Origin of the sequence: Rhizobium albus, from assembly GCA_030160035.1 — a bacterium.
In the GTDB taxonomy this organism is placed as follows: Bacteria; Pseudomonadota; Alphaproteobacteria; order Rhizobiales; family Rhizobiaceae; genus Georhizobium; species Georhizobium albus.
In genome coordinates, this window is sequence record BSNO01000001.1 from 243,091 (window position 1) to 256,130 (window position 13,040).

A 13,040-nucleotide genomic window follows, 5' to 3' on the forward strand; every position below is an offset into this window, starting at 1 on the left:
AAGCCCTGGACGCAGACAAGATGCCGCCGCCAGCGGCACGGAGAGTGGAATGAGTATGACCGACAGCATGAACGAGACGCGCGGTGTGCACACGGTGGAGAAGATCGGTGGCACGTCGATCAGCCGCTCGCGCGAACTCATCGATAGCATCTGGATCGGAGATCGCGAGGGCAGCGATCTCTACAACCGTGTCTTCGTGGTCTCGGCCTATGCCGGCATGACCAACGCTCTGCTGGAACACAAGAAGACCGACGAGCCCGGCGTTTACGCCCTGTTCTCGAATGCCGACAACGATCATGGCTGGATGGATCAGCTGAACCGCGTCGGCATCATGATGCGGGAAAAGAACGCCGAGATCCTGAGCGATGCCGGTGATCGGAAGGTGGCTGATGATTTCGTTCGCGAGCGCATCGAGGGTGCCCGCACCTGTCTCTTTGATCTGCAGCGCCTTTGCTCCTACGGCCATTTCAGGCTGGAAGAGCACATGATGACGACCCGGGAGTTGCTATCGGGTCTCGGCGAGGCGCATTCGGCTTTCACAACCGTGCTGCTTCTGCGCCGCCACGGGGTCAACGCGCGCTTCGTGGACCTCACCGGTTGGCGCGATGAGAGCCATCCGGATCTCAACGTTCGGATCGAGACTGCCTTTGCCGACATCGATCTGGCACAGGAACTGCCGATCGCGACCGGTTACGCACAGTGCCGTGAAGGCCTGATGCGCGAATTCGACCGCGGATATTCCGAGGTGACGTTCGCCCGCATCGCTGCCCTGACCAAGGCGCGCGAAGCGGTGATCCATAAGGAATTCCATCTGTCGAGCGCAGACCCGAAGCTCGTCGGCGTCGATGCGGTCAAGAAGATCGGTCGGACGAATTACGACGTCGCCGATCAGCTGTCCAACATGGGCATGGAAGCCATCCACCCCAAGGCTGCGAAGACCCTGCGCCAGGCGGGCATTCCGCTTCGCGTCGCCAATGCCTTTGAACCGCACGATCCCGGTACTCTGATCGATGCCGAGCCGGCAAGCGAACCTCGCGTAGAAATCATCACCGGCCTGCCGGTCATTGCCCTAGAGCTGTTCGAGCAGGACATGGTCGGAGTGAAGGGCTACGATGCGGCCATTCTCGATGCGCTGAAACGTCATCGCGTGTGGATCGTCTCGAAGACATCCAATGCCAACACGATCACGCATTACCTGGAGGGGTCGCTGAAGAGCATTCGGCGGGTCGAGCATGACCTTGCCGCTCTCTATCCCTCCGCCGAGATCAAGGTCCGCAAGGTGGCGATCGTCTCAGCCATCGGACGCGAACTGCGCGGTCTCGACGTGATGCTGAACTCGCTGATTGCGCTCAAGGACGCAGGGATCGAATCGCTCGGCGCGCACGAGACAGGCCGTGGCGTGGATGTCCAGATTGTCGTGGCGCAGGAGGCGATGGATGTCGCCGTGAAGAGCCTGCATCGGACCCTTGTCGAAGGTGAGGCCGCAGTAGAGCTCAAGGCAGCGGCCTGATCGCGGCTGCGGGAATAGCTATCGCAGCGTGATGTCCGCGGGTCCGGAGAGGCGTTTCACCCAAGCGACATTCTGCATGTCGTTGTCGAAGGCACGGCTGATGGCTGCTTCCCTCGACAGTCCGTGATGAAGCCAACGCCGGATGAGGCGCTCCTGGAGAGTGTCGTCTTCCACATCGAGCCAGATCGTCAGGTCGAATTGGGAGGACAGGTCCGCCCATGGGGACCGGTCCACCAAGAGATAATTGCCTTCCGTCACGACGATACGGTGATGCGGTGCGACGACCGCGCCTCCGGCGCGGGCGAGATCGAGCATCCTGTCGAATATGGGTACGGCTATCTCGGTCGCTGGCATGGCGCGAACGCGCTGGAGGATGGCTGCATAACCGAGCGCGTCGAAGGTTTCGGGGGCTCCTTTGCGATGCGTGAGGCCCCGTGCCTCGAGCACGATGTTGTCGAGGTGAAATCCGTCCATCGGCAGCAATGCCGCAATCTCGTTTCGATGGTTCAATACTCTGACCAGCCGCTCGGCTACGGTGGATTTGCCGGCACCGGGCGGACCCGCCAGGGCAACGACGAAGCGGTCGCGATCGGATGCACGCTCTGCGACCTGTTGCGCGAGGTCGTCGACGCTTGGGATCATGCGGCCAGAACATCCTCAGGCGGAGATTTTGCCCCCGTCATGAAGGCGACGGCATCGGACATGGAATGATCGCCCGGCCGGACGACGCACAGCCTTCGCCCGAGCCGGTGAATGTGGATGCGATCGGCCACTTCAAAGACATGGGGCATGTTGTGTGAGATGAGCACGATCGGAATGCCGCGCTTGCGGACATCCAGGATCAGTTCGAGCACGCGACGGGATTCCTTGACGCCGAGTGCCGCTGTCGGTTCGTCCATGATGATGACCTTGGAGCCGAACGCTGCAGCGCGCGCAACCGCGACGCCCTGGCGCTGGCCGCCGGACAGGGTCTCGACCGGCTGGGCGATGTTCTGGATCGTCATGAGGCCGAGTTCGGATAGCTTCTCCCGGGCGATGCGCTCCATGGCGCTCCTGTCCAGCATCTTGAAGATGGAGCCGAGCGGACCTGGCTTACGGATCTCTCGGCCGAGGAACATGTTGTCGGCAATCGAGAGCGCCGGGGAAAGCGCCAGCGTCTGGTAGACGGTTTCGATGCCGGCTTCGCGCGCCTGCATGGGCGAGGAGAAGCGCATCGGCTTGCCATCGAGTTCCATCTCGCCATCGTCGATCGTGACGGCGCCGGAGAGCGCCTTGATCAGCGAGGACTTGCCGGCCCCGTTGTCGCCGATCACCGCGAGGATTTCACCCGGATAGAGGTCGAAATCGGCGTTGTCGAGCGCGGTTACGCGGCCGTAGCGCTTCACGAGGCCGCGTGCCTTCAGGATCGGGCGAGAGGCATTTTCTGAAACCGTGCTCATGCCGAAACCTTTCTGATCCACTGGTCGATCGCGACCGCGATGATGATGAGCCAGCCGATGGCGAAGACCTGCCAGAGAACATCGACACCGACGAGGCGAAGGCCGGACTGGAAGACGCCGACGATCAGGGCGCCGATCAAGGGGCCCATGATGGATCCACGGCCACCAAACAGCGAGATGCCACCAATGACGACAGCCGTGATGGACTGCAGATTGCCTTCATAGAAGCTCTGGGGGGACACCGAGCCGACGCGGCCGATGGAGGCCCAGGCGCCGAGCGCGCAGACCAGGCCTGCCAACGCATAGACCGAGACGAGAATTCGATTTGTGCGGATACCGGCGAGTTCGGCGGCTTCCCGGTCGTCGCCGACCGCATAGACATGCCGGCCCCAGGCGGTGCGGTTCAGCATGTACCAGAGTGCGGCGAAGATCAGCACCATCAGCACGGACCCATAGGAGAATTGCGCGCCGAACATGCCGAAGTTCTGGCCGAAAAGCTTGAGGATCGGCGCCTCGGCATCGATGTCCTGGCTGCGGATCGACTGGGCTCCGGAGAGCCAGAGATTGAGCGCGAAGAAGATGTTCCAGGTGCCGAGCGTCGTGATGAAGGGCGGCAGTTTGAGGCGCGTGACCAAAAGGCCGTTCATGGCGCCGGCTGCGGTGCCGCCGACAAAGCCGATCAGTATGGCGATTGGCGCCGGCACGCCCATGGACACAGCGAGATTGCCCATGATGACCGACATCAGCACCATGATGGCTGCAACGGACAGGTCAATGCCGGCCGTCAGGATGACAAGGCTCTGAGCTGCGGCGAGGATGCCGATGATGGAAACCTGCTGCATGATCAGCGACAGGTTGAATGCGGAGAAGAACCGGTCGCCGGCGACAAACCCGAAGGCAATGACCGACACAAGCAACACGATGACCGGCACCATGGTCGGATTGCCGTGCAGGAAGTGCTGCAACCGCTCGATGACAGTCTGATTGCGCGCTTCGAACTCAGCGACCCTTCGGTCGCTCGCCTCCAGGGTTTCCTCGAAGGATTGCCTGCTTCGCACCGCAGCCGAGGGCTGGTCTGTCGTGGTCATGGTGGAAACTCCCATCGTTCGCGACGAAGAGCGTGAAGCGGAATGGACCGCCAATCAATCTGCGGTGCACAATGGCTTGGGCGAATAGGCCTGTTGATCACGCCAGATGGCGGATCCGGGCGGAAAACAGCTCCTGTCTTCCGCCCGGAAGAAAGCTGTCAACCCCAGCAGAGCTCCAGGCCTTCCTGGACGCTGATCGACTCGACGCCGTCGACCGCCTGATCGGTCACGAGCTGCACGCCGGTATCGTAGAAGTCGAGGCCCGGGGTCGGCTCGGGCTTCTCGCCCGTTTCGGCGAATTTCGCGATGGCCTCGATGCCGAGCGCCGCCATTTCCAGCGGATATTGCTGTGAGGTTGCGCCGATGATGCCTTCCTGCACGTTCTGGACACCCGGGCAGCCGCCATCGACGGAGACGATGATCACGTCGTTCTCGCGATTGAAGGAGCGCAGCGTTTCATAGGCGCCTGCCGCTGCCGGTTCGTTGATCGTGTAGACGACGTTGATTTCCGGATCGACCTGAAGAAGGTTTTCCATGGCGCGGCGGCCACCTTCCTCGTTGCCGGCGGTCACGTCGTTGCCGACGATGCGTTCGTCTTCTTCGTCGCCGATCATGTTTTCATCGCCGAGCTCGATGCCGAAGCCGGACAGGAACCCCTGGTTGCGCAGCACGTCGACGGAAGGCTGGCTGGGCGAGAGGTCCAGCATCGCGATCTTGGCGTTGGCAGCTTCGTCGCCGAGCTGGGCCGCGGCCCACTGGCCGATCAGTTCGCCGGCCTTGAAGTTGTCGGTCGCGAAGGTCGCATCGGCGGCGTCGATGGGCTCGAGCGGCGTGTCGAGGGCGATGACGAGCACGCCGTTGTCACGGGCGGTCTTGAGGACGTCGACGATCGCCTTGGTGTCGGACGCCGTGATGAGGATGCCCTTTGCGCCAGAGGCGATGCAGGATTCGACCGCCTGAACCTGGGTTTCGTGGTCACCATCGACACGGCCGGCATAGGTGGACAGCTCGACGCCGAGTTCTTCGGCCTTGGCAGTGGCGCCTTCCTTCATCTTGACGAAGAAGGGGTTGATGTCGGTCTTGGTGATGAGGCAGGCGCTGACCGTATCCTGCGCTTTGGCGGGCGTGGCCATGATGAGGCCGGCGGTGACGGCGGCAAGGGCAGTCGACGCGAGAATGGCGTAGCGTGTCATGATGTTCCTCCCAGAATGACGATCCGGACCACTCCCTGTCCGGCGCTGGGCAAACGAAACACCAAGCGTCGACGCGTGTCAATAAATAAATCACTCTTATTTAGTTATTGACACGCGGGTCGTGTCGCGCTCATCCTTGTCTCTGCCGGTGAGACCTGCGAAGGACGTTCGGCATCGGCAGGGAGGACATCAATGGCGCTGACGGGCGGGCTGCAAGAGGCCGGCGGCCAGCAATTGCGCGGCTCGAACCAGAGCGGGATGCGCGCCTACAACGAACGGCTCGTGCTGAGCCTCGTTCGTCGCCATGCCGTGTTGGTGAAGACCGAGATCGCCCGCATGACCGGCCTTTCCGCTCAAACCATCTCCGTCATCATGCGGGAACTTGAAGCCGACGGGCTGCTGGTGCGCGGTGAGCCCATTCGCGGCAAGGTGGGGCAACCATCGGTGCCGCTGTCGATCAATCCGGAAGGTGCCTTCTTCATCGGCCTGAAAGTCGGCCGGCGCAGCGCCGATCTCATCGTCATCAATTTCCTCGGCAAGCCGGTCGCAAGCCGGCATGCGGGCTACGCTTATCCGGATCCCGATGCCATTCTGGCCTTCGTGCGCGAGGGACTGGCGGAAATGATCGCGGCGCTCGGTGCCGACCAGCAAAGCCGCATCGCCGGGCTCGGCATCGCCATGCCGTTTCAGCTCTGGAACTGGCACGACGAGGTGGGTGCGCCACAGGCGCAGATGGATCGGTGGCGGCATTTCGACCTGAAGCGCGAGATCGACGCGATCTGCAATTTCCCGGTCTATCTGCAGAACGATGCGACGGCGGCCTGCGCCGCAGAGCTGATCTTCGGCGAACGCGCCAGCCGCCAGGATTTCATCTATTTCTATGTCGGCAGCTTCATCGGCGGCGGCATCGTGCTGAACGGCAGTCTCTATGCGGGGCGCAGCGGCAATGCCGGCGCGCTCGGCTCCATGCCGGTTCCGGGGCGCAGCGGCGGGACGGAGCAACTGATCGACCAGGCTTCCATCATGGTGCTGGAAAAGATGCTGGTCGCCGACGGCATCGATCCCTCGCCACTCTGGCAGACACCGGAGGACTGGTCACAATTCGGCCCGTCTGTGGACCGCTGGATCGCAACCGTCGCCACCGGTCTCGCCTATGCCATCGTGGCATCCGTCTCGATCATCGATTTCGAAACGGTCATCATCGATGGCGGCATGCCGCAGGCCGTGCGCGCGGCGCTCGTGATCGAAACCCGGGCGGCCATCGCCGCGATGGATCTGCAGGGCATCGACACGCCCAATGTCGAGGCCGGCTCCATCGGCTCCATCGCGCGGGCGCTTGGCGCAGCCAGCCTGCCGCTCTTCGACAAATATCTGATCGACCAGCACACATTGATGCGCGAAGCCTGATCGCGCATCCAGCCTTCATGGTGAGCCTATCGAACCGCGGAGCTCGGCGAGATCCGGGCCACCCTCGCCCTTCGACGGGCTCAGGATGAGGGTGGAGTGGGCGGAACGCGACAAGTCAAGGCAGGCTCCGGAAGTGAGATCAGGAGTTTGGTGCCTCTCCAGCCCTCATGGTGAGCTTGTCGAACCACGAGGCTGGGCACGATCTGGGTGACCAGCCCTTTGGCGACGATCAGCCGAAGACTTCGGTCAGTGCGGTGCGCGTGGCGTCGACGATCTTGTCGGCTTCCTCGCGGGTCAGGCAGAGCGGGGGTGCAAAGCCCAGGATGTCGCCCTGCGGCATGGCGCGGCCGATGACGCCCTGCTTCAGGACAGCCGCTGAAACGGCTGGACCGATCTTGCGGGAGGGGTCGTAGAATTTCCGGCTCGCCTTGTCGTCGACGAATTCCACCGCACAGAGCATGCCTTCGCCACGGACATCGCCGACCTGGGGGTGATCAGCAACGGCGTCCCTCATCTTTTCGTTCAGATAGGCGCCGACCGTTCCCGCATTCTCGACGAGACCGAGGTCGTCAACGAGTTTGAGGTTCGCGACGCCGGCGGCCGCGCCGATCGGGTGTGCCGAATAGGTCCAGCCGTGGCCGATCGGCCCCATTTCGTCGGAGCCCTTCACCAGAACCTGCCAGACCTTGTCCGAAATGACCGATCCGGAAAGCGGCGCATAGGCCGAGGTCAGGCCCTTGGCGGTGGTGATGATGTCGGGCTTCAGGCCGTAATGCGCCGAGCCCGTCATGGTGCCGAGACGGCCAAAGCCGGTGACGACTTCGTCGGCGATCAGCAGGATGTCATGCTTGTCGAGCACCGCCTGGATGGCGTCCCAGTAACCGGCCGGCGGGGGAACGATGCCGCCCGTGCCGAGCATCGGCTCACCGATAAAGGCTGCAATGGTGTCGGCGCCTTCCGCCGCGATCATCTCTTCGAGCTTGTCGGTGCAATGGGTGACGAAGTCGGCTTCGCTCATGTCGAGATCGGGCCGGCGGAAATAGGACGGCGTCTCGGTGTGCAGCACTTGGCTGAGCGGCAGGTCGAACTTGTTGTGGAAGGGCGTCAGGCCGGTCAGCGATCCGGTCATCAGGCCCGAGCCATGATAGCCGCGCCAGCGCGAGATGATCTTCTTCTTTTCGGGCCGGCCGAGGATGTTGTTGTAGTACCAGACGAGCTTGATGTTGGTTTCATTCGCGTCCGAGCCGCCAAGGCCGAAATAGACCTTGGACATGTGCTCGGGCATGCGGTCCATCACCATCTTCGCGAGCGTGATGGAGGCTTCCGTGCCGTGGCCGACATAGGCGTGATAGTAGGACAGTTCCTTGGCCTGGGCGGCGATCGCATCAGCGATCTCCTGGCGGCCATAGCCGACATTCACGCAGTAGAGGCCGGCAAAGCCATCCAGCAGGCGGTTGCCGTTGCGGTCTTCGATATAGACGCCCGAGCCGCCGGTGATGACGCGGTTGGCGCTTTCGCCGCGTTCGTGCTGGCCCATATGCGTGGAGGGGTGGAAGAAATTCTCTCGGTCCCACTGGTCGAGCTGGTCGTTCCTGAGCATGGCTACTCCGTCGGGTGGTCTCTTGGTTTCCAGCGCCCTCTTGCCGGCAATTCGATGCAGCGGCCGGGCCTTCGGGCCCCTCCATGGCGCATTTTGCGGCAGAAATCGGAGGTGCGGGCCTATAGGGCCACTTTTGAACCCTTACCCCCCGCCTTGGCAACCCCGAGGGCAAAGGTCGCAATGGCGGTGTCCTGCGCGCCGGTGCCAGTCAGATCGCACATGGTGATCGCATCCTCCGACATGCGACCATGGACTTTGCCCGCAACGATGTCACCCAATTCGACCGGCTGACCTGCTCCCCAAAGCCCGGCTTCCATTGCGGTCCGCAGTTCACCGAGCGTTTCGCACTGGCTTGCACGATCGGCGACGTAGAGATCGGCGCGGGCGAGGGCCTCTGGTTCGATTTCGTTCTTCTCAGGGCTGTCGGAACCCATTGCGGTGATGTGGAGGCCCGGATGCAGCCATTCAGCCTTCAGGATCGGTTCGCGGGCAGGCGTCGTCGTCACGACGAGCTGGCTTTTGGCGACGGCCTTTTCGCCATCCGGTTCGGCGACGACCTCGATGCCAAGCTCTGCGGCAAGATCGGCGGCGCAGGCTTCCGTCTTCGCCCGATCGCGGCCCCAGACGATGAGCTTTCGGAACGGCCGGACGAGATGCGCTGCCTTCATCTGCAGCCGCGCCTGGACGCCGGTGCCGAAGACAGCAGCCGTATCGACCGTGTGCGGCGCGAGATGTTTCGCGGCGACCGCGCCGGCTGCTGCCGTGCGGATGTCGGTGAGGTAGCCATTGTCCATCAGCAGTGCCTCGACGAGGCCCGTGCGTGCTGAAAAGAGGATCATCAGGCCGTTCAGACTCGGAAGGCCGAGCTTCGGATTGTCGAAGAAGCCGGGGCTCACCTTGATGGCAAAGCCTTCGAAGCCGGGAATGAAGGCGGTCTTTACGTCCACCTCGCCATGTGCTTCGGGGATCGCCATGGACAGGATCGGCGGCATCACGACCTTGCCGCTTGCCAAAGCCGCGAATGCTTTTTCCACGACGTTGATGGCTGCATGGTCCAGATGGACGAGTTCGCGAAGGTCGCGCTCGGTGAGGATGAGAACGTCGCGTGGCTCAGCCATGGTCGTAGGTCCTTCCTTTCACGGTGACGTCGCCAAGGACGATATCGTCTCCCGCCATGATGCGGTTGAAGACGCCCATATCGACGTTGCGTCCGGTGATGACGGTCGCGACTGGACCTTCAAGCTCTTTGAGCTTTCCAGCCATGATCGCGGCGATGCCCACCACGCAGGCGCCCTCGGCCACGATGCGCTCCTCGTAGAACAGGGCCTGCATCGCCCGGTAGATCTCGTCTTCGGTGACGAGGATGGTTTCATCCAGGAAGTCCCGGCAGAGCTTGAAAGAGTGCTGGTTCTGGAGCCCGATGCCGCCGCCGAGTGAATCGGCGAGGCTCGCGACTTCGGTGACAGCGACGGGACGGCCGGCGCGGATGCTTTCGTGCATTGCCGCGCCGCGGTCCATCGAGATGCCCACCACCCGGATCGAGGGTTTGATGTGCTTGGCGGCAAGCGCCATGCCCGCGGCGAGACCACCGCCGGAAAGCGGGATCAGCAGCGTTTCGATGTCGGGCCGGTCTTCCAGCATCTCGAGCGTGATCGTACCTTGTCCGGCGATGACATGCGGATGGTCGAAGGGCGGGATATCCACCAGGCCCTCCTCGGCCACCAGGCGCGCCGCTTCCTCCTGCGCATCATCCTGGCTAACTCCCACGATCCGCACCTCTGCGCCGAGCGCCCGGATGCCGTCCACCTTGGTCTTCGGCACAAGCGTAGACATGCAGACGACCGCACGAATGCCACGGGATTTGGCGGCATGGGCGACTGCGCGACCATGATTGCCGGTCGAGCAACAGGTGACACCGGCAACATCGGCCGGAAGCTGCATGATCGCGTTGACGGCCCCGCGCAGCTTGAACGCGCCGATGGGCTGCAGCGATTCCAGCTTCAGGAGAAGCTCGGTGCCGAGGAGACGGGACAATGCCGTGGCTTCAACGAGGGGTGTGCGGAGCACATGGCCTGCGATGGTCGCTTGTGCCTGCTCGATGTCGCTGAAGCTGAAGGAAGCCAATACGGCACGTTCTCCGGTGATTTTCCGAGATTTGATGCGTTCTTGAAGCCGCAAGCCGACCACGGCGGCGTCTGCGCTGTCAAGTTTCGCTCCGTTTCAAGCTCCAGGCGGCTGGATCGTCGCGGCATCCGGACGTCGCATTCAGACAGGTTGTTGCCCGTACTGCTTGTAGTGTAGGCATAGTGTGACGGTGCCTAAAAATGTCGTTTTAGATCAGGAAGTCTGCTGATGCCCGCCAGTGCATTGCCTTTCAGCCACGCCGAATATGAGCGCCGCCTGCGTCTCGTGCGCGACTCCATGCGCAGGCAGGAGATCGATGTCCTGTTCGTCGAGGATCCTTCCAACATGGCATGGCTGACCGGCTATGACGGCTGGTCGTTCTACGTGCACCAGGGCGTGCTCATCTTCCACGATGAAGACCCGATCTGGTGGGGCCGCGGGCAGGATGCCAATGGGGCGGTGCGCACCGTCTACATGGAGGATGCGCGCTGCATCCCATACGCCGACCACTATGTGCAGTCGCGCGACATTCATCCGATGCAGACGCTGGCCGCGCTGATCCGCGACAAAGGCCATTCGTCGTCGCGTATCGGGCTCGAGCTCGACAATTATTACTTCTCCGCCAAAGCCTACCTCGTGCTCGAATACGAGCTGCCGAACGCAACCTTCAGCGATGCGACAGGGCTGGTGAACTGGCAGCGCACGGTCAAGTCGAACGAGGAACTCGCCTTCATGCGCAAGGCGGCGCTGATTGCGGAAAAGGTTGTCGACGGCATCGTGGAGCGCGTCGAGCCGGGCATGAAGAAGAACGAGGTGGTGGCCGAGATCTATGCGGACACGATCCGTGGTCTCGACGACGGCACGGAAGAGGGCATCTGGGGCGACTATCCGGCGATCGTGCCGCTCCTGCCGAGCGGATCGGATGCCGCGGCGCCGCACCTCACCTGGAGCGCGCAGCCCTTCAAACAGGGCGAGGCGACCTTCTTCGAGATCGCCGGCTGCTACCGCCGCTATCACGTGCCGTTCTGCCGGACGGTGTTTCTCGGCAAGCCGCCGCAGTACCTGCTCGACGCGGAAATGGCGGTTGTGCTCGGCCTCGAAGCTGGGCTCGAGACCGCGCGTCCTGGTGCGCGCGCCGGCGATGTCGCGCGTGCCTTCCACTACGAGCTCGAGAAGATCGGCATCGATCGCGGCGCGCGCTGCGGCTATCCGATCGGAATTTCTTATCCGCCAGATTGGGGCGAGCGGACCATCTCGTTCCGCGAAAATGACGACACCATTCTGGAAGCTGGCATGACCTTCCACTTCATGCCGGGACTCTGGATGAAGGATTGGGGTCTCGAGATCACCGAGAGCATCCTGATCCGCGACGGCGCGGCGGCCGAATGCCTCTGCAACCGTCCCCGCAAGATGTATGTGAAGGATTAGCGGGCTTCATGTTGCTGGAGCGGACCCGGGCGATCCTTGCCGATCTCATCGCCTATCCGACGGTGTCGTCGGACAGCAATCTCGACCTGATCGCCTATGCCGCGGACCTCTTGAAGCAATCCGGCGCGGACATTCGCATCTCGCAGGATCCGGACGGGCGCAAGGCGAACCTCTTCGCCTCGCTCGGGCCCGGTGTGGATGGCGGCATCGTGCTTTCGGGGCATTCCGATGTGGTGCCTGTCGAGGGACAGGAGTGGACGAGCGAGCCGTTCGCGCTTCGGGAAGCCGACGGCCTGCTCTATGGGCGCGGCACCTGCGACATGAAGGGCTTTATCGCCGCATGTCTTGCCATGGCACCGGTGTTTGCCGCACGCGATCTCGCCCGCCCCGTGCATTTCGCCTTCACCTATGACGAGGAGGTCGGCTGCCTCGGCGCGCGGACCCTGATTGCCGATCTTTCCGAAGCAGGAATTCGACCGTCGGCCGTCATCATCGGCGAGCCGACAGAGATGCGCATCATCGAAGGCCACAAGGGATGCTTCGAGTACACGACGCATTTCACGGGCTCAGGCGGCCATGCCTCCATCCCCGATGCGGGTGTCAATGCCATCGAATACGCCGTCGGCTACATCACGCGCCTGCTCGACTTGCGCGAGCCGCTGAAGGCGCGGTCGCCCGAAGGCAGCCCGTTCACGCCACCGTGGACGACGCTTCAGGCCGGCGCCATCGTCGGCGGCCCCGCACGCAACGTGGTGGCGAGCGACTGCCGCGTCGACTGGGAAATGCGCCCGGTGACGTCTGCCGACGCCGATTTCGTCAAGGCGGAGATGCGTGCCTTCGTCGACCAAGTGCTGAGGCCGGCTATGCGTGCGGTCGATCCAGCAACCGACATCGTGACCCACGTGATCGGCGAGGTCGAAGGGCTGGAGCCGGCGAGCCATTCCGAAGCGCTCGCCATCGCGCGCGAATTGACCGGCCGCAACGAAGCCGACGTCGTGTCCTTCGGCACGGAAGCCGGCCTCTTCCAAAAGGCCGGCATTTCGGCCGTCGTCTGTGGCCCCGGCTCCATCGCGCAGGCCCACAAGCCGGACGAATTCATCAGCCTCGACCAACTCGACCAGTGCCTCGGCATGCTGAAGCGGCTGGCCGATAAGGTGGGCCGGTGAACATTGACCCGGTAGAGGGTACCAGCAAGCGGATGGGCTCCCTCTGTCCCTTCGGGACATCTCCCCCGCAAGGGGTGAGAATAGC

11 protein-coding genes are annotated in these 13,040 nt (G+C 63.0%); 4 read left to right on the plus strand and 7 right to left on the minus strand.

Annotated features, from left to right (window positions below; genetic code table 11):
• Nucleotides 1-49: 49 nt before the first annotated feature.
• A complete protein-coding gene (locus tag QQL76_RS01105; protein ID WP_499206004.1) occupies nt 50-1,510 on the plus strand; it encodes an aspartate kinase in 1,461 nt (486 codons plus the stop codon).
• An 18-nt stretch (nt 1,511-1,528) separates the two neighbouring features.
• Here QQL76_RS01105 and QQL76_RS01110 read toward each other — a convergent pair whose 3' ends face one another.
• The 4 genes from QQL76_RS01110 to QQL76_RS01125 all read right to left on the minus strand — a co-directional run bounded on the left by QQL76_RS01110 (nt 1,529) and on the right by QQL76_RS01125 (nt 5,170).
• Complete coding sequence (locus QQL76_RS01110) at nt 1,529-2,152, minus strand: nucleoside/nucleotide kinase family protein (protein WP_499206005.1); 624 nt, start codon at nt 2,150-2,152, stop codon at nt 1,529-1,531.
• Nucleotides 2,149-2,949 carry a sugar ABC transporter ATP-binding protein gene (locus QQL76_RS01115; RefSeq protein WP_499206006.1) on the minus strand — a complete coding sequence of 267 codons (801 nt, stop codon included), beginning with the start codon at nt 2,947-2,949 and terminating at the stop codon, nt 2,149-2,151. Before QQL76_RS01115 ends, QQL76_RS01110 begins: the two co-directional genes overlap by 4 nt.
• Nucleotides 2,946-4,037, minus strand: coding sequence for an ABC transporter permease (locus QQL76_RS01120; RefSeq protein ID WP_499206007.1), 1,092 nt, complete (start codon nt 4,035-4,037; stop codon nt 2,946-2,948). Before QQL76_RS01120 ends, QQL76_RS01115 begins: the two co-directional genes overlap by 4 nt.
• A 158-nt stretch (nt 4,038-4,195) precedes the next feature.
• Entirely contained in the window at nt 4,196-5,170 is a 975-nt protein-coding gene (locus QQL76_RS01125) for a sugar ABC transporter substrate-binding protein (protein WP_499207085.1), read from the minus strand.
• Nucleotides 5,171-5,422: 252 nt separating this feature from the next.
• Here QQL76_RS01125 and QQL76_RS01130 point away from each other — a divergent pair, with 252 nt between their 5' ends.
• Complete coding sequence (locus QQL76_RS01130) at nt 5,423-6,637, plus strand: ROK family transcriptional regulator (RefSeq protein WP_499206008.1); 1,215 nt, start codon at nt 5,423-5,425, stop codon at nt 6,635-6,637.
• 229 nt (nt 6,638-6,866) lie between these two features.
• On the opposite strand, the gene QQL76_RS01135 is transcribed toward QQL76_RS01130, so the two are convergent.
• The 3 genes from QQL76_RS01135 to eutB all read right to left on the minus strand — a co-directional run bounded on the left by QQL76_RS01135 (nt 6,867) and on the right by eutB (nt 10,361).
• Nucleotides 6,867-8,237, minus strand: a complete 1,371-nt coding sequence (locus tag QQL76_RS01135) for an aspartate aminotransferase family protein (RefSeq protein WP_499206009.1) — start codon at nt 8,235-8,237, stop codon at nt 6,867-6,869.
• Nucleotides 8,238-8,356: 119 nt separating this feature from the next.
• Nucleotides 8,357-9,355, minus strand: a complete 999-nt coding sequence (locus tag QQL76_RS01140; protein ID WP_499206010.1) for an ornithine cyclodeaminase family protein — start codon at nt 9,353-9,355, stop codon at nt 8,357-8,359.
• On the minus strand, nt 9,348-10,361 hold the full coding sequence (eutB, locus tag QQL76_RS01145; protein ID WP_499206011.1) for a threonine/serine dehydratase: 1,014 nt from the start codon (nt 10,359-10,361) through the stop codon (nt 9,348-9,350). The genes QQL76_RS01140 and eutB overlap by 8 nt, the downstream gene beginning before the upstream one ends.
• A 228-nt stretch (nt 10,362-10,589) precedes the next feature.
• Here eutB and QQL76_RS01150 point away from each other — a divergent pair, with 228 nt between their 5' ends.
• Entirely contained in the window at nt 10,590-11,789 is a 1,200-nt protein-coding gene (locus tag QQL76_RS01150; RefSeq protein WP_499206012.1) for a M24 family metallopeptidase, read from the plus strand.
• Nucleotides 11,790-11,797: 8 nt separating this feature from the next.
• On the plus strand, nt 11,798-12,955 hold the full coding sequence (gene argE / locus QQL76_RS01155) for an acetylornithine deacetylase (protein ID WP_499206013.1): 1,158 nt from the start codon (nt 11,798-11,800) through the stop codon (nt 12,953-12,955).
• Nucleotides 12,956-13,040 lie beyond the last annotated feature (85 nt).

Bases quoted from the DNA above. Each gene is read 5' to 3' on its own strand.
- QQL76_RS01105 (WP_499206004.1), top strand. From the start codon at position 50: ATGAGTATGACCGACAGCATGAACGAGACGCGCGGTGTGCACACGGTG.
- QQL76_RS01110 (WP_499206005.1), bottom strand. From the start codon at position 2,152: ATGATCCCAAGCGTCGACGACCTCGCGCAACAGGTCGCAGAGCGTGCA.
- QQL76_RS01115 (WP_499206006.1), bottom strand. From the start codon at position 2,949: ATGAGCACGGTTTCAGAAAATGCCTCTCGCCCGATCCTGAAGGCACGC.
- QQL76_RS01120 (WP_499206007.1), bottom strand. From the start codon at position 4,037: ATGACCACGACAGACCAGCCCTCGGCTGCGGTGCGAAGCAGGCAATCC.
- QQL76_RS01125 (WP_499207085.1), bottom strand. From the start codon at position 5,170: ATGGCCACGCCCGCCAAAGCGCAGGATACGGTCAGCGCCTGCCTCATC.
- QQL76_RS01130 (WP_499206008.1), top strand. From the start codon at position 5,423: ATGGCGCTGACGGGCGGGCTGCAAGAGGCCGGCGGCCAGCAATTGCGC.
- QQL76_RS01135 (WP_499206009.1), bottom strand. From the start codon at position 8,237: ATGCTCAGGAACGACCAGCTCGACCAGTGGGACCGAGAGAATTTCTTC.
- QQL76_RS01140 (WP_499206010.1), bottom strand. From the start codon at position 9,355: ATGGCTGAGCCACGCGACGTTCTCATCCTCACCGAGCGCGACCTTCGC.
- QQL76_RS01150 (WP_499206012.1), top strand. From the start codon at position 10,590: ATGCCCGCCAGTGCATTGCCTTTCAGCCACGCCGAATATGAGCGCCGC.
- argE (WP_499206013.1), top strand. From the start codon at position 11,798: ATGTTGCTGGAGCGGACCCGGGCGATCCTTGCCGATCTCATCGCCTAT.